The following is a 17540-nucleotide window of genomic DNA, read 5'->3' as shown; positions in this document are numbered from 1 at the left end:
GCGTGGCACGATGGAGGCCGTGTGGACATCGAGGACGGGGTGGCTGCTCATCGTCCTCGCGACGGTGAGCCTGGCGTTGGCCGGGTGCGCTGTCGTACTGCTGGGGCGGGTCCGCCGCCGTCACCGCAGGGTCCTGGAGGACCGGGGCTGGCTGCTGGAACGCGAGCGGGAGGCCGCCGCCCGTACGGCGGTCGCGGCCGAGCGCGCCCGCATCGCCCGCGAACTCCACGACATCGTCAGCCACAAGGTCAGCCTGATGGTCGTCCAGGCGAGCGCCGCACGCGAGGTGCTGGCCACCCTGCCGGACGAGGCGGAGACCGCGCTGCGAGCCGTCGAGGGTGCCGGACGCGACGCGATGACCGAACTGCGCCATCTGCTGGGCCTGTTGGCGCCGTCACCCGACGGAGACGACGAGGAGGACCGGGCCGAGTCGTACGGCGCAGGAGACCTCTCCGGACTCGCACCGCAACCGAGCCTGAGTCAACTGGGCACCCTCGTCGACCGGATCGCCTTCGCCGGCCTCCCGGTCGAGGTGCGGATCTCCGGCGAACCGCGCCCGCTGCCGCCCGGCATCGACGTCACCGCCTACCGGATCATCCAGGAGGCGCTGACCAACGCGCTCAAGTACGGCGACGGCGGCAAGGCGGCTGTCACGGTGCGCTATGCCGACCACAGTCTGAGGGTCGAGGTGCTCAACAGCGGACCGAGCGTGCTGTCCGCCGACCCCGCGAACACGGGTGCCGAACCGGGCGCCCGCAAGCACCGGGACGACGGCGCGGGGCGCGGCCTGCTCGGTCTGCGCGAGCGCGTCGCCGTCTACGGCGGCCGTTTCGACGCCCGGCGCCGCATCGGCGGCGGCTACCGCGTCCGAGCCCGCATCCCCCTGGAGCGCCCGTGACCGAGTCCGCCGCCGACCGCGGTGCCCACCACGCCCCGAGCCGGGTCCCGAACTCCCCGGACCCGGACGCGAACCCGAGCCGAGACACCGGCGCCCCGCGCGTCCTCATCGCCGACGACGAGGAACTCATCCGAACCGGCTTCCGCCTCATCCTCACCTCGCGCGACATCGACGTCGTAGGCGAGGCCGCCGACGGCATGGCGGCCGTCACGGAAGCCGAACGGCTGCGCCCGGACGTCCTCCTCATGGACATCCGGATGCCCCACCTGGACGGCCTTCAAGCCGCCAAGCGCGTCCTTGGGCTGCTCCCGAACTGCCGGGTGCTCATGCTCACCACCTTCGACCTCGACCACTACGTCTACGCGGCGCTCGCCGCCGGAGCCAGCGGCTTCCTGCTCAAGGACGTCACCGCCGCCCACCTCGCAGCAGCCGTACGACTGGTGAACACCGGCGACGCACTGCTCGCCCCTTCGATCACCCGCCGCCTCATCGAGCGCTACGCGACGACCCACAGCGCCGGCCGGACCGACACGGCACACAGCCCCGCCGCTGCGGCTGCCGCGGCCCGTACCCCCGCGATCCACCGCGACCTGGCTCCGCTGACCCCCCGTGAACTCGAGGTGCTGGCCCTGATGGGCCGGGGTCTGTCGAACACCGAGCTCGCCGCAGCCCTCACCCTCAGCGAGTCCACCGTGAAGACCCACGTCGCCCGGATCTTCGCCAAGCTCGCCCTGCGCGACCGCGCCCAGGCCGTCGTCCTCGCCTACGAGACAGGCCTGATCACCCCTGCCGACCTGACCGCCGAGTGACACGGCTTCCCCGGCACGCTGCGCAGGCCCGCCCCGGGCCGGTCGACCCCGGTCTTGTGCGACATCCCGTGAGATCGTCGGGCACTGTCACGGTCTCAGACCGGCGTGCTCGTCCCACGCCTGTTCCGGCACGGCCGGGACAGGCCAGTGGATGACACTCTCGGTCAAGAGATCGCTCCGGTAGGCGTGTGGTCATGGTCGACGGTTGGGACCTTCGTCCCAGCGGTGCGTCGTCCCTGCCCGTCGGATCAGGCTGCGCACGGTGATGATCGTGTCGGCGAGGTCGAAGGAGGCATCAATGACGCTGACGCGGCGCTCGTAGCAGCGGGCGAGGCGGTGAAAGGCGTTCTGCCAGGCGTGAGTGCGTTCGACGTGTCACCGTCGGCCGGCTTGGATCGGCGCCTTCTCGCCCTTTTGGGCGATGCGGACAAGGATTCCGCGTTCGTCGAGCAGGGCGCGGGTCTTGTCCGAGTCGTAGCCGGCGTCCAGGTGCACGGTGATGTCGCCGGGCAACGGGCCGAGGCTGTTGAGGCGGTCCAGGGTCGGGGCGAGCAGCGGGGAGCGTGCCGGTTGGCGCCAGCCAGGGCACGGCCCAGGGGAATGCCGTATCCGTCCGTCATACCCGAGCGGTTCAGTTCCTGTCTGCCGCGGTCGACCGGTGAACGTCCGGCGGCCTCGCCGCCGCCGGGAGCCTTGGTGATGGCTGCGGCGACAGCGATCTGGTCGAGAACAAGGCCGACATTTCGGACGTAGCACTCCAGCGCGATCTGCGTGAGCCGGGCGAACACGCCCAGTTGTATCCACTCGTCGCGGCGGCTGCGGATCGTCGTGGCCGAGCAGATCATGTCGGCGATCGCCTCGTAAGGACAGCCGAAGCGCGGCAGTTGCAGCATCTTGCCGAAGACGATCCGGTCGCTGACACGCCGACGGTGACAGCCGAGCGGATGCCCCGGGTGGAACTCCGGCCTCGTGGGCGGCAGCGCCGTGAAATGCTCCCACGGTGGTTCAGTGACCCATGATGGCAGGGCGGGCACAGGTCCTCTCAATGATCACAGAGCATTGCAACTCCATGATCGCTATGACCTGCGCCCGCCCCACAGCCAAGGCCCTCCACCACTCCTATCCGAGCGACCTCTGAGTTCAGAGAGGAGTTCGTCTTCGGCGCCCCCTTCACCTGGGGCATCGAGCAGGCCGTGCAGGTCACCGACACCCGCCTCTACGGCAAGGCGACCGCGCGGGCATGGGGACCGGCCGCACCCCGGCGGGCGGCCTGGATCGAGTACGACGGACCGCTGCCCCTCGCCGAGGGCACTGTTATCCGCCTCGCCGTGGAGAAGCTGCCGTCCGGCGGGGTCAACCAGCCGGTCCGACTGTGGTGGTCGGGCACCGGGGTCAGCGCGTCGGACATCGACCGCTGCTGGCAGTCCTTCCTCCGGCGTTTCGACATTGAGTACACGTTCCGCCTGCTCAAGCAGATACTCGGCTGGACCAAGCCCCTGCTCCGCAGCTCGGAAGCGGCGGACCTGGCTGGTCATCGCCGTCTGCGTCCAGTTCCGGCTCGCCGGGTCACTGGCCACCGGCTTCCGCAGGCCCTGGGAGAAACCGACCGAGCCGAACAGACTCACGCCCGCTCGCGTCCGACGGGGGTTCAGGAACCTGCACACGAAGGCCGGCTCTCCGGCCAGCGCACCCGAATCCTCAACACGCGGACCGGGAAGGCCACTTGGTTCGAGGAACCACTGTCCGGCCACCCGTCACGACGTGGGCCGCGTTCTCGCGACCGGCGAGGCATACAGCCGCCCCGCCCATCACGAAGTCGGCACGAAACCACGGAGAGTCAAAGGCCCTGTCTCACATTCGGCGGTGACGGAGGGTGTCGCTGTCCGAGGAGGATGCGGTGGCGGAGGAGGGTGAAGCCTGCTCCTCCGTGCATCTGGCGGGCGATCCGCTTGGTCTTGGTGTTGACGCCCTCGGTGGGGCTGTTGCTGTAGCGGAGTGTGAACGCGGTGATCACGGCGTCGAGGCATCGTTCCAGCCCTCGGGTGAAGGCATGCAGGTGCGGTAGATCGGCAGTGCGGACCTGGGTGATCCATAGCTGAAGGAGCTGGATGTAATGATCATGATCGCCTGAGGCATCGTTGACCTCGAACTGCCGGGCAACGTCCCGTGTGACGACGGGTGGGCCCTCGAAGGCGTGGGTCCCGACTGGCAGAGCAGGCCGTCTGTGTCGGGTGTGTTCGCGATGTCGAAGCGTTGTGAGCCGAAGCGCACGAACCTCAGCCGCATCTCGTCCAAGTCAAGGCCGGCGAGAGTCTGTTGTCCAGGGCTCAGTTCATGTCGAAGTCGCTCCCGGGCCTGAGGGGCGTCGTGTTCTCCGGACAGGCGTCTGGCCGTCTATTTCACGCGGTGATGCGCAACTCTCGCACTCGGTGTGAACTTCACGTGGAGGGCGGTAATCCACCGCCGAGTGGAGGCGTTTGCGATGTCCAGCGTCTCGTGCGGCAGGGAAAGCGTCCCAGTGCCGAGAACCAGGTGACGCCAGGCCGGAGACAAAGCCCCTGTGCCCTGCCATCGTGGATATCGGGGCCGGGTCCGGCGTGCGGACGCGTGGATCACCAGGGGGTAGGAGTGAACAGCAGATGTGGATGCGGTCGGCTCGTCGCGGCCCTGATGGCCGCGTGCCTGCGACTGCCGGGGCGCGGCGGTGCTGAACGCGGTCGTATCGGGTGACGGGGCGGGCGTTCGTCCTGTTCGCCGGCCCCGTGCTCGTCGGGACCGTGCTGGGCTACCTCACCGGTGGCCGCCTGAGTCGGCTGGTGAGTGTGCGCCTGCGCCGATTGTGGCTGCTGTGGCTTGCGGCTGCCGTACAGATCACGCAACGGGTCACCGCTACTTTTCCCACCACGGTCGGCCACGTGCTGGGAACGGCTCTTCTGGTCCTGGTGTTCGCCCTTTCTCTGCTGTGGCTGGGCGTCAATATCCGGGGCCGGTCCTGGCCGTTGACGGCCGCTGTGGGCGTGGCCGTCGTGGGCGCTTTGCTCAACGCTCTGGCGATCACCGCCAACGGCCGTATGCCCTACCGGACTTCAGCCGCAGCAGCCGCCGGACTCCCCACCGCATCCCAGACGGCCAAGAACGCACCCGCCGGGCACACCACGCATCTGCTCGTGCTGGGCGACACCATCCCCGTCCCGGCACTGCATGCCGTGATCAGCATCGGCGACATCGTCCTGGCCGCCGCCGTCGTGCTGCTCATCTCCACCGCCATGCACCACAGCATCCAGCCCGCCCCTTCCCGGGCCACCTACGATCTTGCGGAGACACCATGTCCAAGACACTCACCTGGCAGCGCCTCGTTCTGACCGCCTTCACCCTCGCCACGATCGCCGCCCTCCTCTACACCCTCGGCGCCCCCGACTACACCGGCGGCTGATCCCTCCGCACCCGCACCCGCACCCGCAGCGGTCCCCGTCGGCGTTCAGTTCCGGCGGGGACCCGGGAACGGGGGCGACCGCAGGGTGTCCCGCCTCGGCACACAGTCGCACCGCATCAAAATCCACCGGCGGGCAGATTCCGGTGCAAGGTCTGCCCGCCCCTCGGACACGGCCTCCGTCCCGCAGTGCGCGGGACGGAGGGGGCCGCGCGTTGCACGCCGCCTGCGGTGCGCCGTGCGACGGCAGTGCGTCTTCGCGCGGGACCCCGTGCGGTCGGGCGGCAGTCGGGTGGGGCAGCATCTGCTCAGCCATCGCCTGCCCGTGAGGGGTCGTCATATCGTCCACCCGCTGTGCCGCGTCATCTGTCCTGCTCACCTGTCTGATGCTCGCGGGCTGTTCCCCCACGTCGCTGGGCAGTTCCGCGGTGTCCGGGAGCGCGAGTGCCAGGTCGCGTGCGTCGGGTGCCGGCGGGGCCGGGCGGGTAATCGCGGTGGGTGCGGTCCGCAGAAGACGTACACGGTCCAACAGCAGCCGGCCGCGGGCAGTTGCCACTACCGGCATCTGAAGGGGGAGCCGCTGGAGGATCCGAAGCGCACGCCGGGTGCGGTCTCTCCGGCGGTCACGCAGGCGAATCTGAAGTCGACGATCTGCCGTCAGGGCGGCTGCACCTCCGGCATCCGTCCCTCCACCTCGGTCACGGGCAGGGAGAAGAAGCTGAACGCGGCCTCCTACGGTTTCACCGGCCGCATGGGGGATGCCGAGTACGACCACTTGATCAGCCTGCAGCTGGGCGGGGATCCCAACGACTACCGCAACCGGTGGCTGGAGCCGGCCGACCCGGGTCACAAGAAGGGCTCGGGGGTGAACAACGCGAAGGATCCGGTGGAGACGAAACTGCACACCGCGGTCTGCAAGGGCCAGGTCGCCCTCGCCGCCGCGCAGCAGGCGATCGTCACCGACTGGACCACCGCGCTCAGCCGACTCGGACTCGGCTGAGGCGCCGCGCAGCCGAACGGGCAATTGTCATGGCATGGAGGCGAATTCAGCCGGATGCGGCACGCCGGGGACGGCCGGTATGAGAGCGTGGCAGTCATCCGGCCCGTCGCTTCCCCCCGTAGCGACGGGCCGGACCTGTTTCAGGTGGCGAGGACGACGGGGACGGGCTGATCGGGGCAACTGCTCAAGACCTCGGCGAGCGCGGCGTGTTCGGCGGGGTCGACGGTCAGGTTCGACCGGGCTTTGTCGGCGATCCAGTCGGTCGCGTACCAGCGGTGGTAGTCAGAGGCGGGCGGCTGCCAAGTGCTCGGGTCCTGGTCGGACTTGCTGCGGTCAGAAGCGTGCGGGTTCGCGGATTCCTGTAGGGGAGTGAGCGAGAACTCGCGCGTCGGTCTGCCGGTCGGAAGCCCTGACGCGCAGGTTCTGCATGCTCGTGGTTGGTTCACCGGGATTTCCTGCACGCCGACTGCCGGCAACCGGACGCCGGCGGCGCCGAGCTGTGTGCCTGGCGCGGTGACCCGTCCCACAGTTGGGCGCCGGCCTGGACCGTCATCGACCGTCCGGGGGAATTGCGTCCTGAGCCTGTCGGATCGGCCGGAGGGCTTCGGTGGTGGGCCGGATCAGCGGGCCAAGGGTATGCGTTGCTTGGGCTGTGGCCTGTCGAAGCCTGTCAGAGCTGGAGGTTCTCCAGGTCCTTGAGGAGGCTGGAGTGCGTCGGCTGCCAGGCGAGGGCATTGCGGGTGCGGGCGCTGGAGGCCGGCTGGTCCATGGCGAAGATCGGGCCGAACGGGCCGAAGTTCTCCTGCGGGACTTCCTCGACCGGCAGGCCCAGTCGTCGGCCGATGACTGTCGCGATGTCCCGCACCGCGTCGCCCTCGTCGCCGACGGCGTGCCAGGACGTCCCGGCGGGTGCCGACTCGAGGACCAGACGGAACAGGACCGCTGCGTCGAGCGCGTGCACGGCCGGCCAGCGCTGCGTGCCATCACCCGGGTAACCGGATACCCCGGTACGGCGCGCCGCATCGACCAGCACGCCGGCGAATCCGCCCTGGCCCTCGTTGTGGACCGTGCGCGGCATGCGGACGGCCATGCTGCGCAGACCGCGCGAGGCGAGATCCAGCAGCGCCGTGACCGAACGGCCCCGACCGCCCACCGGTCCGTCGGTCGGCAGCGGATCGGCCTCGGTGGAGGCACGGCCCGGGACCCAAGGTGTACCCGAGACCGTGACGATCGGGCGGTGGCTCCCGATGAGTTCCTGCCCCAACGCGGCGACAGCGGCGCTCTCCTCGGCGATGGCCTGCGCGAGCGCGCCCGGGCTGTTGTAGTCGCGTCCGAACGCCAGACTGATCACGCCGTCGCACTGCGCAGCACCGGACCGCAGGACGTCGAGGTCCGCCAGTTCCCCTCGCAGCACCTTGGCGCCGGCGCTCTCCAGTGCCTGTGCGGAGCCGTCCGAGCGGGCCAGCGCGAGAACGGTGTGGCCGTTGCCGAGCAGTTCGGCGACGACGGCGGAACCGATGGTGCCGGTACCGCCGGTGATGAAGACGTGCATGGCTCTCCCTCAAGTGATGGGACTCTTGTCCCGTCACTGACCCTACACCGGTGACGGGACAGGTGTCCCATCACCTATCCTGGTCTCATGGCTAGATGGCAACCAGGGGCGGCCCAGCGACTCGTCGTCGCTGCCGTCGACCTGTTCACCGAGCAGGGGTACGACGCCACCACGGTGGCGCAGATCGCCGAGCGCGCCGGCGTCACCAAGAGCACCTTCTTCCGACACTTCTCCGACAAGCGCGAGCTACTGGTCGCCGGCCAGGAGACACTCAGCAGGCTGCTCGCCGACGGCATCACCGAAGCCCCGGCGAGCGCCAGCCCGCTCCAAGCCGTGGCGGCCGGTCTTGAGCGCGCATCGAGCGCCATGGGGCCGACGAACCGCGAACTCGGCCCCCGCATCAAAGCCGCCGTGGCGGCCAGCACCGAACTCCAGGAGCGCGACACCCTCAAGAGCGTCGGTCTCGCGGCCGCCATGACAGCCGCACTCATCGCCCGCGGTGTCCCCGACCCGACCGCGCACCTCGCGGGCGAGCTGGGAGTCCTCGCGTTCAAGCGGGGCTACGCCCAGTGGTCCGAAAGCGACCGCGATGACACAGCAGGGCTCGCGCCTCATGCGCTGGCAGCCCTTGAGGACCTGCGCGCGGCAACTGCGTCGCTGGGCTGATCGATGCGACCTGGAAGCTCACCGACCGGGGGCTGTCGGCGCCGCGAGTGCTGCGCCCCCGTGCCCCGTCAAGGCGCGCAACTTCGCGGAGTCTTGGTGCAGGGACAGCCGCATTCCGTCGGCCCAGTCGGTGCCCAGCTGTGCCGCGGCTCCTACCCTGGTCGGCGCCGTAGGCCGCTTGGAGATCCGGTCCCGCCGACCGTGATCAGTCGATGTCTGGATCATCGGACGCTTCGAGGAGGCGGGTTGCGAGGTCGTCGGCCCACTCCACGGCCCACATGCGAAGAGCGGCGACGGTGGCATCATCGAGACCGTAGGCCGCGAAGGCTACGTCGTCGGTCCACTCGGCGCCCGTGAGGTTTGCCTGCAGGTCCTCGCGTTCGAAGCGGCCACGGGCGTGGCGGCGGCCGAACTCCTGAAGCTCGGCATTGGTCCAGCGGCGGGAGGCCGCGAACACGTCGATCAGATCGCGGGGCGCTCCGCGGTCGGCGAGGGCACGGACCTTGGTCCCGATCACGTCCTCCTCCGCGAGAACGGGCCCGTACGGGGTCTGAGCGATCGGCCGCCAGAAGATCTCCTTGAGGATGTCGACCTCGCAGTCGCCCGGTGACCGGGTCAGTCACCGTGAAGCGGGCGGACAGGAGCGGTCTCCAGCGCGTGCACCTTCAAGCCGCGGGCTTCCAGGCCGGAGCGGAGCGTGGCCGCGATATCGGCCCTGGGCGCCGGGTTCTCGGTGGCGACATCAAAGTCCTGGCTGGGCGGTTCCCGAGGCGATGCGCCCGCACGGCATATCCGCCGCTGAGGACCAGGGGATATGGCGAGCCCAGCGAGATCACATCCGCCAGGAGCCGCGTGTGCAGCTCCGGCATCTCCGTCACGCGGCTGCCTGGGCGCGGGAGGCGAGCTGGGGGAAGGCGGCTTCCCACACGTTGCGCACGGTGCGACCGACGAGGGTGCGCAGTACCGGCCACAGCTGGGGTCGATGACGACCAACCACGACGGTGACTCACTGATGGGGCTTGAGATCTCCGTCGCCGTCCGGCGCCGTTTCGACATCGAGCTCCCCGCCGTGCGGATCATCGGCGGCGCCACCCTCACCGAGCTCGCCCGGACCATCCGCACCGACAGGCAACCCGCACCATGACACGCGAACAGGGCACCGAGCTGGTCACCGCCTTCGGCGGCGAGGAAGCGGTGGAGCACGTCCACGAGCCGTTCGCCGACATAACGCCCGACTTCCTCGACCACATCCTCGACTTCGGATGCGGGGAGATCTGCATACGGCCAGGGCTGACGCCGGTGGAACGCTGGATCGCCGCGATCGCCTCCCTGACCGCGCTCGACACCGAGTGGAGCCTGCGCAACCACATCCAGATCGGCCTGCGCGTGGGCACGCCCCCGCATCAGATGGTCGCGGTGCTCATGCAGACCATCCCCCACGTGGGTTTCCTCAAGGCCGCCGAGGCTCTGCTCCTCGCCCGCCGGATCTTCGACGAACAGGGGCTCCTGCCGGTGCCCATGCCCCGACAGACGGACTGACCATGTGAGGAGTGCCGTTCCCGGCAACACTCCCGAGTAGTCGCGAGCCAGACAGCGGTCGAGCATCGGCCGACCGGATGCCCCTCTCGACCGCCCAGTTCCGTGACCGAGTAGATCGCCAGCCTCAGACCCGAAACCCCATCAGTGATCACCGGCGAATGCGCCCGTGCCCTCTTCGGCCGCAGACCGACGAGGTGAAATCCGCTGCCGTTCGGCCCTTCCGGATCGCGCACACCTCGGGCACAGGCCACGGTGATCGCATGACTACGGTGAGCGGCGGCCAGACCGCGCGGCCACAGCGCCCGGGGCACCTCTCGGTGCGGGAGGCGTCCGTGAGTCCGGTGGACGTCCTCGCCGGGCTCCAGGAGCCCGAGGCGCTGGTGGATCCCCACCCGTTCTGCGCGTGGGTGCGGGAGAACGACCCGGTGCACGCGAGTCCGAGCGGGATCTTCCTGGTCAGCAGGAACGCGGACGCCCGGTGGGTCCTGCAGAGCCCGGACCTGAGGGTGCTGGAGACGGACGAGTACGCCCGCCGGACCCCGCGCTGGCAGGAGTCGACGGCCCTGCAGATCCTCACCCGCACGCTGGTCACCATGAACCCGCCCGAGCACACCCGGGTGCGGCGGATCCTCTCGCGGTACTTCACCCTGCGCCGTATCCGCGCCCTGCGCACCCGCGCGGAGGCCCACTGCGACCGTCTGCTCACGTCGATGTCCGAGAAGCTGTACGACGGCGTCGGCGCCGACCTGCACACCGAGCTGGCCGAACCCGTCACCGTGCACATGGTCGGCGACATCCTCGGGATCCCGGAGGGCGACCGGGCCGGACTTGTACGCCTGATGCACGACGCACTCGGCTCACTGCATCCCGGCGCCACCGCCGAGGCGATGGAGACCGGCAACCGCAGCAGCCAGGAACTGAACGACCATCTGGCGGACCTGGCCGCCGAACGGCGGCGAGCACCCCAGGACGATCTGCTGTCCGTGCTCCAGGGCGACACGGCCGACGGAGCGGGGCTCGACGAGACCGAACTCGTCATCGCGGTCTGGGGGTTGTGGCTGGGCGGGTTCCAGACCACGGCCTCGGGCATCGACCACGGCGTCCTGGCGATGCTCAGGCATCCCGGGCAGGCGCGGTGGCTGGCGGGGACCGCCGAGGAGGTAGAGGCTTTCGTCAACGAGTCGCTGCGGTACGGATCGCCGGTTGTCTTCGGGGCAGTGCCCCGTATCGCCACCCGCGACGTGGAGATGGGCGGTGTCACGATCCCCGAGGGCGGCGACGTCCGTGTCCTGGACGCCGCGGCCAATCGCGACCCCGAGGCTTTCCCTGATCCGGACCGTTTCGATCCGGGCCGTGACACCTCTCCGATGATCACCTTCGGCCACGGTATCCATCACTGCCTCGGCGCCCACCTCGCCCGCATGGAGTGCTCCGTGGCGCTCTCCCGGGTCCATGCCCGCTTTCCCGGGCTCGTTCTCGCGGGTGCTCCGGCGTACCGTCCCGCCACCAACCTCCGGGCCTGCACGAGCCTGCCCGTCGCCCTGGGCGAGGTGAGCTGACCGTGCGCGTGGCCGTCGACCGTACGGTGTGTGTGGCGACCGGGCAGTGTGCCGCCACCGTGCCGGAGTTCTTCGCCGTGGACGACGACGGCGTCGTCCGGCTCCGCCAGGACCGTCCGCCCGCCATGCTGCGGCAACGGGTCCAGGAGGCCGCCGGACTCTGCCCGGTGGCGGCCATCGCCGTACGGGACGAAGCCGGCGGATCCGAGGGCGGTGCCCCGTGAACGGTCCCGTTTCCACGCCCCGCCGGGCGCCCGCCCCGCCGGTCTCTCCCGCACCGCCCGACGTCGCCGGCGCCGAAGTGCGCGCGCTGTCCGCGTGGTTGTGCTCCGCGGACTGCGGGACCGCGGTGTCGGCGTCCGTGTACGAGACCGCGCGGCTGGTCTCCACCGCTCCGTGGCTGGCCGGTCATGAGCGGCGGGTCGCCTTCCTGGTCGCCTCTCAGCTCGACGACGGCGCCTGGAGCGGCCCCGAGGACTACCGTCTGGTGCCCGCGCTGAGCGCGGCCGAAGCGCTGCTGGCGGAGCTGGGCCGTCGGCTCGCCTCCGGTGCGGTGAGCCGGGCGGCCGAGGCGGTGTTGAGAGCGCTGCCTGTTCTCCTCGCCCGGGCGGGCGAGGGGTTGCCGGACACCATCGCGGCCGAATACCTGATCCCCTGGCTGGTGCAGGAGGTCAACGCCCGCCTCGCGCATCTCGCCGAAGCCCCCGCGGGCGCCCCGCCCCTGGCCCGGGACGCCCTCGCACTGCGGCTGCCGCCGCCCGCCTTGGCCGACGGCAGTGCGCTGCGCCGCCTTCACGCCGCCGCCGATGCCGGACAGCCGCTCCCGGGCACCGTGGCGCACTCGTGGGAGGTATTGGGCACGCGTGGCAGAAGGTCCGCGGCCGTCGCCCCCGTTGCCGGGGCCGTGGGGCTGTCCCCGGCGGCCACCGCCGCCTGGCTGGCCGGTCCCGACGAGTGCCCCGCCGCCGGCCACCCCTGCCTCGACTACCTGGAGTCGACGCAGCGACGGTACGGCGGACCCGTGCCGGGTGTGTCTCCGATCTCCGTCTTCGAACGGGCCTGGGTGGTCTCCGCCCTGGCCGAGGCCGGGCTGGGCGGCGCGCTCCCGGACACGGTCGTCACCGCCCTGCGCGCCGATCTCGGAGAGCGGGGAGCCCCGGCGGGGCCCGGACTGCCGCCGGACGCGGACGACACGGCCGCCGTGCTCCACGCGCTGGCGCTCACCGGCGATCCGCAGCCGGCCGACTGTCTGCGCCCGTACGAGTCGGACGCCTGGTTCACTTGTTTCCCCGGTGAGCGCACCCCCTCGACCAGCACCAACGCACACATTCTTGAGGCGCTCGGCACCGCGGTGGCGCGCGACGCGGAGGAGGGGCGGTGGCTGCGGGCGGCCCGCGCGAAGATCGCCTCCTGGCTGCTGGACGCTCAGCACGCCGACGGTTCCTGGACCGACAAGTGGCATGCCTCCCCCTTCTACGCCACCGCCTGCTGCGCCGTGGCACTCGCCCGCCACGGCAACGCCTCGGCCGCGCCGGCCGTCCGCAGAGCCGTCGACTGGGTCCTCGGCAACCAGCGGGCGGACGGGTCGTGGGGGTGCTGGGAGGGTACCGACGAGGAGACCGCGTATGCCGTCCGCACGCTGCTCCTCACCACGGAGCCCCGCGGTCCCGCGGACCCGCCGCCGGTGCCCGGCCTCGACGACGCCGCCGCACGGGGCGGTGCGTTCCTGACCCGTCCCGGCGCGGGCGCGACCGTACCGCCGCTGTGGCACGACAAGGACCTCTACGCCCCGCACACCGTCGTGCACGCGGCGCGCCTCGCGGCGATCCATCTGACGCGGTCGCGGTCGAGGGGCGGCCACACGCGCACGGCGGGCGTCCGGTGAATCTCGCCGAATGGCAGCTCACCACGCGCCCGTTGGCCTTCCTCGACCGCCATGCCCATGCTCCCGGCGCCGCGGTGGAGCTGAGGCCGCATCCGCAGCGCAGGCTGCTGGTCTGGGACCCGGAGACCGTCCGCGAGGTGTTCCGCCAGGACCGCGCCATGCGCCATCCGCGCAGCGACACCCTCGGGCCCCTGTTCGGCGCCCGCTCCGTCGTCTCCGCCGAGGGCGAGCGGCATACGGCGCTCCGCTCCCTGCTGGGCGGCCCCCTGCGGCACGGACGTCTCGTCGCGGAACACCACGGGACCATCGAGGCCGTCGTACGCGAGGAACTGGAGCGGCTGCCGCCGGACACGGCCGTCAGCGTGTCCGGCTGGGCGCGCCGGGTGACGCTGCGGGTGATCGGCCGCGTCGTGCTCGGCCCGGCCGGCGACCAGATCCTCACCCCGTTCCGCGCCTGGGTCGACACGGCGCTCGGCTCCCCGGCCCGGACCCTGCGCTACCGCTGTGTCCGGCCGCATCCCGCGCTCCCCTCCGCCTGGCGCACCTTCCTGCGCGAGCGGCGGCGGCTGGAGCGTCTGCTGGACGACGTGCGCGCCGAGGCGGGGCCGGGAACCGTCGCCCGTCTGCTGCGCCCGTACGACCGCCAGGAGGCGGCGGACCAATTGCTCACCCTGCTGTTCGCCGGCCACGAGACCACCGCGTCCGCCGTCGCCTGGACGCTGATGTGGCTCGCCCGCGACCCGGAGCTGGGCGGGCAGGTGCGCGACGAACTCTCGGCGACGTCCGCGAGCGGCGCGGACGCCGCGCGGGTCCCGTTGCTGGACGCCGTGTGCCGGGAGTCGCTGCGGCTCACCCCGCCTCCGATCGTGGCCGGCCACCGTAGGAGCGGCACCGCGACGGGTGGGGACGGCGAAGGCGGGCGCGGGCGCCCGGAGGTCGCGCCAGGGACCGTCTACACCCCGTGCGTCTACCTGGCGCACCGTCATCCCGACAGCCATCCGGACCCGTTGCGTTTCGATCCCGCACGGTTCCTCGGCCGGCCTCCGCCCTCCTGCACGTATTTCCCCTTCGGGGGCGGCCTGCGCCGCTGTCTGGGCGCGGACCTGGCGCTGGTGGAGCTGCGCATGGTCGTCGCGGCGGCCGTCCGCCATCCGTCCCTGCGGGTGCTCAACCCCGAAGCGGGTCGCCCGCGCCTCGCGGGGCCCGCGATGGCCCCCTGCCCGGCACTGCTGATGGCGGTGGCCGCCTGATGGCCGTACTGGCCGCCGAGCCGCTCTCCCGCCGGCGTGCCCTGATCCGCGTACATCGCCTGGAGTACCCCTTCCCCGTGGCCTATCTCTGCCACGCCCTCTGGGGTGTCGGCTACGCCGCGGCCGGCGCCGCCGGGTTGCTCTCGGCCCCCGTCCTGTTGACCGTGGCGGCGAACCTGATCGCCCTGATCGCCCAGAACCCCCTCAACGCGGCCCTCGACATCCGCTCCGACGCCCTCACACCCGCCAAGCGGGGCGTCTCCGCGGCGGCGGCACGGCTCGGCGGGGCGGGCCTGCTCTGCGCGGGGGCCGAGATGGGCACCGCGCTGGCGCTGGGTGCCGTCGTGGCCGTGCGGTACGACCGGCCCGTGGTCGCCCTCGCCCTTGCCGCGCGTATCGGCCTCGACCTGCTCTACAACCTGGAGCCGGTACGGCTGAAGCGGCGCGGCTACGCCAACCCGGTCGCCCTCGGCCTGTGCTTCGGCACCCTGCCCTGCGTGGTGTCGTACGCGGCTCTGCGCGACGACTGGCCGCCCGCGGTGCGTGGCCTCTTCCTCGGCATCGGTGTTTTGATGACCGGACGGGCCCTGTACTGGGCGCTGCCCGACCGTGCGGCCGACGCGGCCTCGGGCGACCGCACGCCGGCGGCCACGCACGGCACCCGGCACGCACTGCGAGTGGTGTGCGGGACGTCCGCCGCGGCCATCACTCTCATCACCTGGGCAGTTGCGGAGCTGTACGGCCCGCTGTGGGCCCTGGCCGCCGCCGCGGTGTGCGCGGTGTTGCCCGCCGATGCGCTGCGCCGGCTCGGCCGTCCCCATGGAGCGGGTGCGGCACCGACCGCCGACTCGCTGCGCGTCCACGCGATGACCTGGGCGGTCCTCGCGGACGCCGTGCTCGTCGCCCTTCCCTTCATGGCCGGATGACCAGCCGGACCAGCCCACCCTGAGGAGAGCGCCGATGAACCCACTCGTGACAGGGGAGAGGCTCGATGTCCTCGCGCAGATGGGGCAGCCCGAGGTGCTGGAGGACCCGTGGCCGCTGTTCGCCCGGCTCCGGCAGACCTCTCCGCTGCACCCCAACCCCACCGGAGAGCTGTGTCTGCTCAGCCGCCACGCCGACGTCCACGCGGCTCTGCGCAGCCCGCGCCTGCGGCGCATGACCCCGGAGGAGATCGCCGTCCGTGATCCGTGGGCGGCGCGCAGCCACGCCGTGCGGGCCGTCGCCCGCTCCATGGTCAACGTCGACCGGCCCGAGCACACCCGTCTGCGCCGGGTGGTCGCCCCGCTCTTCACAGCGCGGCATATCGCCGACCGCCGGGCCGCGGTCGAACGCCGCTGCGCCTCCCTCTCGGCACCACTGCTGGCCCGCCTGCACGAGGGCGACACGGTCGACCTGCACTCCGAACTCACCCGCCCGCTCGCCGTGCACGTCATCGCGGACCTTCTGGGCATCCCCGAGGCCCGGCGCGAGACTCACGCGGCCCGCATGATCACCGTCTTCGACGCCCTGTACCTGGCCGAGGGCGACGAAGGGATGCTCCTGGCCAACGCCGCCGCGCAGGCCTTCGAGGAGGAGTGCGCCGAACTGCTCGCGCACCCGCCACAGCACTCCGCGCGCCCGGACGCGATCAGTCTCCTCACGGCGGGGACGGACGGCCCGGCCGGTCTCCGCCTCACCGAGGACGAGAGCATCACCATGCTGTGGCTGCTGTGGGTGGCCGGCTTCGAGACCAGCATCGCGGGCATGGACAACGCGGTCGTGGAGATGCTGCGCCATCCCGAGCAAGCCCTGGTGCTCGACGCCTCGGAGGCCGAGGCTCTCATGTTCGTCGAGGAGTGCCTGCGCCACGCGCCCCCATTGTGGCTGAGCCGGACCTGGTCGGTCGCCCTGTCCGGTGCCGAACTCCCCTCGGGAACCGTCCCCGAGGGGTGGGCGGTCGGGCTGCTGGCCGCCTCGGCGTGCCGGGACCCGGCCGCCCACCCCGACCCCGACCGGTTCGTCCCCCGGCGCCGCGCTCCCAGGAACCCCGTGTTCGGCGGGGGCATCCACGCCTGCCTCGGCGCCGAGCTGACCCGGCTGGAGATGCTGGTCGTCCTCACCCACCTGCACCGCGACTGGCCCGCGCTGGAACTCGCCGGGCCACCGGTGCGCCGTACCCGTACGACACTGCTGGGCTTCGACCGCGTGCCGGTGCGCCTGGCTCCCGCCCGCCCCTGACAGCGGGGCGGGCGGGAGAAGAGCCCCTGTCGCACCACGCGGTTACTGCACGAGCTCCAGCAGGGAGGTGACGTGCATCGACCGCAGGCCCGTCGAGGTCAGACAGGAGAGCTGCACCAGACCCAGGTCGCTGACGAGGGACTCCGCTTCCACGGTGGCGCCCGCGAAGAGGCCGCTCTCGACCTCTCCGCTGCTCGGGATGGTTTCCAGGACGTTGCCCAGGGGCACCGACACCGCCCTGCTGCTCGTCACGGTGGTGTTGTTGTCCAGCGTCCACGTGACGTCCACGGTGCCGCTGCCGGAGAAGGCCGTGCACGTACTGTTCGCGAGTGACATCGCGGAATGCGCGGAGTACTTGGTGATGGAGTGGCCGCCGGTCGCGGACTTGTCCGTTCTCGCGTCCACGCAGGTCCCCGAGGTCGTGGTGTCCGCCTCTGTGCCGATGTCCCTGGTCTGGTAGTTGAGGCCCTGATCGGCGTGTCCGGTGCGCTCGAACGTGGAGTCGGTCTGGATGGCGCAGGTCAGGAGGGTGACCGACGCGGAGGCCGCACGCGGATCGGTGTCGAGGGCGACGGCACCGCCCGTGGGAACCAGGGCGAGCATCAGCGCCGAAGCGCCCACGAGGCCACCGGCACATCGCTTCTTGATCATTTGCTCTCCAGGGAGGAGGGAAACGGGATGCCACCCCAGGTGGGGTGCCGTCCCGAGCGGGATGTCACCCTCAGTGGGATG

The 17540-nt window shown here is 71.3% G+C and carries 16 protein-coding genes and 4 pseudogenes; 13 read left to right on the top strand and 7 right to left on the bottom strand.

The genetic code is table 11. From position 1 onward, the window contains the following. Positions 1-10: 10 nt before the first annotated feature. Together ACIQBL_RS16110 and ACIQBL_RS16105 are read left to right on the top strand one after the other, a co-directional pair. The gene (locus ACIQBL_RS16110; protein WP_401941711.1) at positions 11-898 is read left to right on the top strand and encodes a sensor histidine kinase; all 888 of its coding nucleotides are present in this window, start codon (positions 11-13) and stop codon (positions 896-898) included. A gap of 107 nt (positions 899-1005) precedes the next feature. Then, complete coding sequence (locus ACIQBL_RS16105) at positions 1006-1707, top strand: response regulator (RefSeq protein ID WP_401942522.1); 702 nt, start codon at positions 1006-1008, stop codon at positions 1705-1707. Positions 1708-1899: 192 nt separating this feature from the next. Here ACIQBL_RS16105 and ACIQBL_RS16100 read toward each other — a convergent pair. The 3 genes and pseudogenes from ACIQBL_RS16100 to ACIQBL_RS16090 all read right to left on the bottom strand — a co-directional run. Then, positions 1900-2741, bottom strand: a pseudogene (locus tag ACIQBL_RS16100) (IS5 family transposase). 182 nt (positions 2742-2923) lie between these two features. Beyond that, the gene (locus ACIQBL_RS16095; protein WP_401941708.1) at positions 2924-3154 is read right to left on the bottom strand and encodes a hypothetical protein; all 231 of its coding nucleotides are present in this window, start codon (positions 3152-3154) and stop codon (positions 2924-2926) included. A 390-nt stretch (positions 3155-3544) separates the two neighbouring features. Continuing rightward, positions 3545-3808: pseudogene (locus ACIQBL_RS16090) on the bottom strand (transposase); the annotation flags it as partial. Between the two features lie 625 nt (positions 3809-4433). Here ACIQBL_RS16090 and ACIQBL_RS16085 point away from each other — a divergent pair. Both ACIQBL_RS16085 and ACIQBL_RS16080 read left to right on the top strand, forming a co-directional pair. Next, positions 4434-5069 carry a DUF5317 family protein gene (locus ACIQBL_RS16085; protein WP_401941705.1) on the top strand — a complete coding sequence of 212 codons (636 nt, stop codon included), beginning with the start codon at positions 4434-4436 and terminating at the stop codon, positions 5067-5069. Positions 5070-5523: 454 nt separating this feature from the next. After that, positions 5524-6137: pseudogene (locus ACIQBL_RS16080) on the top strand (hypothetical protein). A 140-nt stretch (positions 6138-6277) separates the two neighbouring features. On the opposite strand, the gene ACIQBL_RS16075 reads toward ACIQBL_RS16080, so the two are convergent. Both ACIQBL_RS16075 and ACIQBL_RS16070 read right to left on the bottom strand, forming a co-directional pair. After that, on the bottom strand, positions 6278-6583 hold the full coding sequence (locus tag ACIQBL_RS16075) for a hypothetical protein (RefSeq protein ID WP_401941702.1): 306 nt from the start codon (positions 6581-6583) through the stop codon (positions 6278-6280). A 224-nt stretch (positions 6584-6807) separates the two neighbouring features. Continuing rightward, the gene (locus tag ACIQBL_RS16070; protein WP_401941701.1) at positions 6808-7689 is read right to left on the bottom strand and encodes an SDR family oxidoreductase; all 882 of its coding nucleotides are present in this window, start codon (positions 7687-7689) and stop codon (positions 6808-6810) included. A gap of 87 nt (positions 7690-7776) precedes the next feature. On the opposite strand from ACIQBL_RS16070, the gene ACIQBL_RS16065 reads away from it, so the two are divergent. Continuing rightward, a complete protein-coding gene (locus ACIQBL_RS16065; RefSeq protein WP_401941699.1) occupies positions 7777-8355 on the top strand; it encodes a TetR/AcrR family transcriptional regulator in 579 nt (192 codons plus the stop codon). Between the two features lie 205 nt (positions 8356-8560). Here ACIQBL_RS16065 and ACIQBL_RS16060 read toward each other — a convergent pair. After that, positions 8561-9224: pseudogene (locus tag ACIQBL_RS16060) on the bottom strand (nucleotidyl transferase AbiEii/AbiGii toxin family protein). Between the two features lie 113 nt (positions 9225-9337). Here ACIQBL_RS16060 and ACIQBL_RS16055 point away from each other — a divergent pair. From ACIQBL_RS16055 to ACIQBL_RS16020, 8 genes are all read left to right on the top strand, one after another. Further along, entirely contained in the window at positions 9338-9499 is a 162-nt protein-coding gene (locus ACIQBL_RS16055; protein WP_401941697.1) for an acyl carrier protein, read from the top strand. Further along, entirely contained in the window at positions 9496-9894 is a 399-nt protein-coding gene (locus ACIQBL_RS16050; RefSeq protein ID WP_401941696.1) for a carboxymuconolactone decarboxylase family protein, read from the top strand. Before ACIQBL_RS16055 ends, ACIQBL_RS16050 begins: the two co-directional genes overlap by 4 nt. Before the next feature lie 260 nt (positions 9895-10154). Beyond that, complete coding sequence (locus tag ACIQBL_RS16045; protein ID WP_401941694.1) at positions 10155-11453, top strand: cytochrome P450; 1299 nt, start codon at positions 10155-10157, stop codon at positions 11451-11453. 2 nt (positions 11454-11455) lie between these two features. Next, complete coding sequence (locus tag ACIQBL_RS16040) at positions 11456-11677, top strand: ferredoxin (protein ID WP_401941691.1); 222 nt, start codon at positions 11456-11458, stop codon at positions 11675-11677. After that, positions 11674-13338, top strand: a complete 1665-nt coding sequence (locus ACIQBL_RS16035; RefSeq protein WP_401941689.1) for a prenyltransferase/squalene oxidase repeat-containing protein — start codon at positions 11674-11676, stop codon at positions 13336-13338. Before ACIQBL_RS16040 ends, ACIQBL_RS16035 begins: the two co-directional genes overlap by 4 nt. Continuing rightward, positions 13335-14588 carry a cytochrome P450 gene (locus ACIQBL_RS16030; RefSeq protein ID WP_401941687.1) on the top strand — a complete coding sequence of 418 codons (1254 nt, stop codon included), beginning with the start codon at positions 13335-13337 and terminating at the stop codon, positions 14586-14588. The genes ACIQBL_RS16035 and ACIQBL_RS16030 overlap by 4 nt, the downstream gene beginning before the upstream one ends. After that, positions 14588-15514, top strand: a complete 927-nt coding sequence (locus tag ACIQBL_RS16025) for a UbiA family prenyltransferase (protein WP_401941684.1) — start codon at positions 14588-14590, stop codon at positions 15512-15514. The genes ACIQBL_RS16030 and ACIQBL_RS16025 overlap by 1 nt, the downstream gene beginning before the upstream one ends. 34 nt (positions 15515-15548) lie before the next feature. After that, on the top strand, positions 15549-16808 hold the full coding sequence (locus ACIQBL_RS16020; protein ID WP_401941681.1) for a cytochrome P450: 1260 nt from the start codon (positions 15549-15551) through the stop codon (positions 16806-16808). A 42-nt stretch (positions 16809-16850) separates the two neighbouring features. Here the strand turns inward: ACIQBL_RS16020 and ACIQBL_RS16015 are convergent, their stop codons facing one another. After that, the gene (locus ACIQBL_RS16015; RefSeq protein ID WP_401941678.1) at positions 16851-17459 is read right to left on the bottom strand and encodes a hypothetical protein; all 609 of its coding nucleotides are present in this window, start codon (positions 17457-17459) and stop codon (positions 16851-16853) included. Positions 17460-17540 lie beyond the last annotated feature (81 nt).

Origin of the sequence: Streptomyces sp. NPDC088350 (assembly GCF_044753545.1) — a bacterium.
GTDB lineage: Bacteria > Actinomycetota > Actinomycetes > Streptomycetales > Streptomycetaceae > Streptomyces.
Note: the sequence above shows the minus strand (reverse complement) of the source record. Positions and strands in the feature narration are given on the sequence as shown.

Coding starts and splice junctions, on each gene's coding strand:
- ACIQBL_RS16110 (WP_401941711.1), top strand. CDS start 11: ATGGAGGCCGTGTGGACATCGAGGACGGGGTGGCTGCTCATCGTCCTC.
- ACIQBL_RS16070 (WP_401941701.1), bottom strand. CDS start 7,689: ATGCACGTCTTCATCACCGGCGGTACCGGCACCATCGGTTCCGCCGTC.
- ACIQBL_RS16025 (WP_401941684.1), top strand. CDS start 14,588: ATGGCCGTACTGGCCGCCGAGCCGCTCTCCCGCCGGCGTGCCCTGATC.
- ACIQBL_RS16015 (WP_401941678.1), bottom strand. CDS start 17,459: ATGATCAAGAAGCGATGTGCCGGTGGCCTCGTGGGCGCTTCGGCGCTG.
- ACIQBL_RS16055 (WP_401941697.1), top strand. CDS start 9,338: ATGACGACCAACCACGACGGTGACTCACTGATGGGGCTTGAGATCTCC.
- ACIQBL_RS16065 (WP_401941699.1), top strand. CDS start 7,777: ATGGCTAGATGGCAACCAGGGGCGGCCCAGCGACTCGTCGTCGCTGCC.
- ACIQBL_RS16050 (WP_401941696.1), top strand. CDS start 9,496: ATGACACGCGAACAGGGCACCGAGCTGGTCACCGCCTTCGGCGGCGAG.
- ACIQBL_RS16045 (WP_401941694.1), top strand. CDS start 10,155: ATGACTACGGTGAGCGGCGGCCAGACCGCGCGGCCACAGCGCCCGGGG.
- ACIQBL_RS16095 (WP_401941708.1), bottom strand. CDS start 3,154: ATGTCGAAACGCCGGAGGAAGGACTGCCAGCAGCGGTCGATGTCCGAC.
- ACIQBL_RS16020 (WP_401941681.1), top strand. CDS start 15,549: ATGAACCCACTCGTGACAGGGGAGAGGCTCGATGTCCTCGCGCAGATG.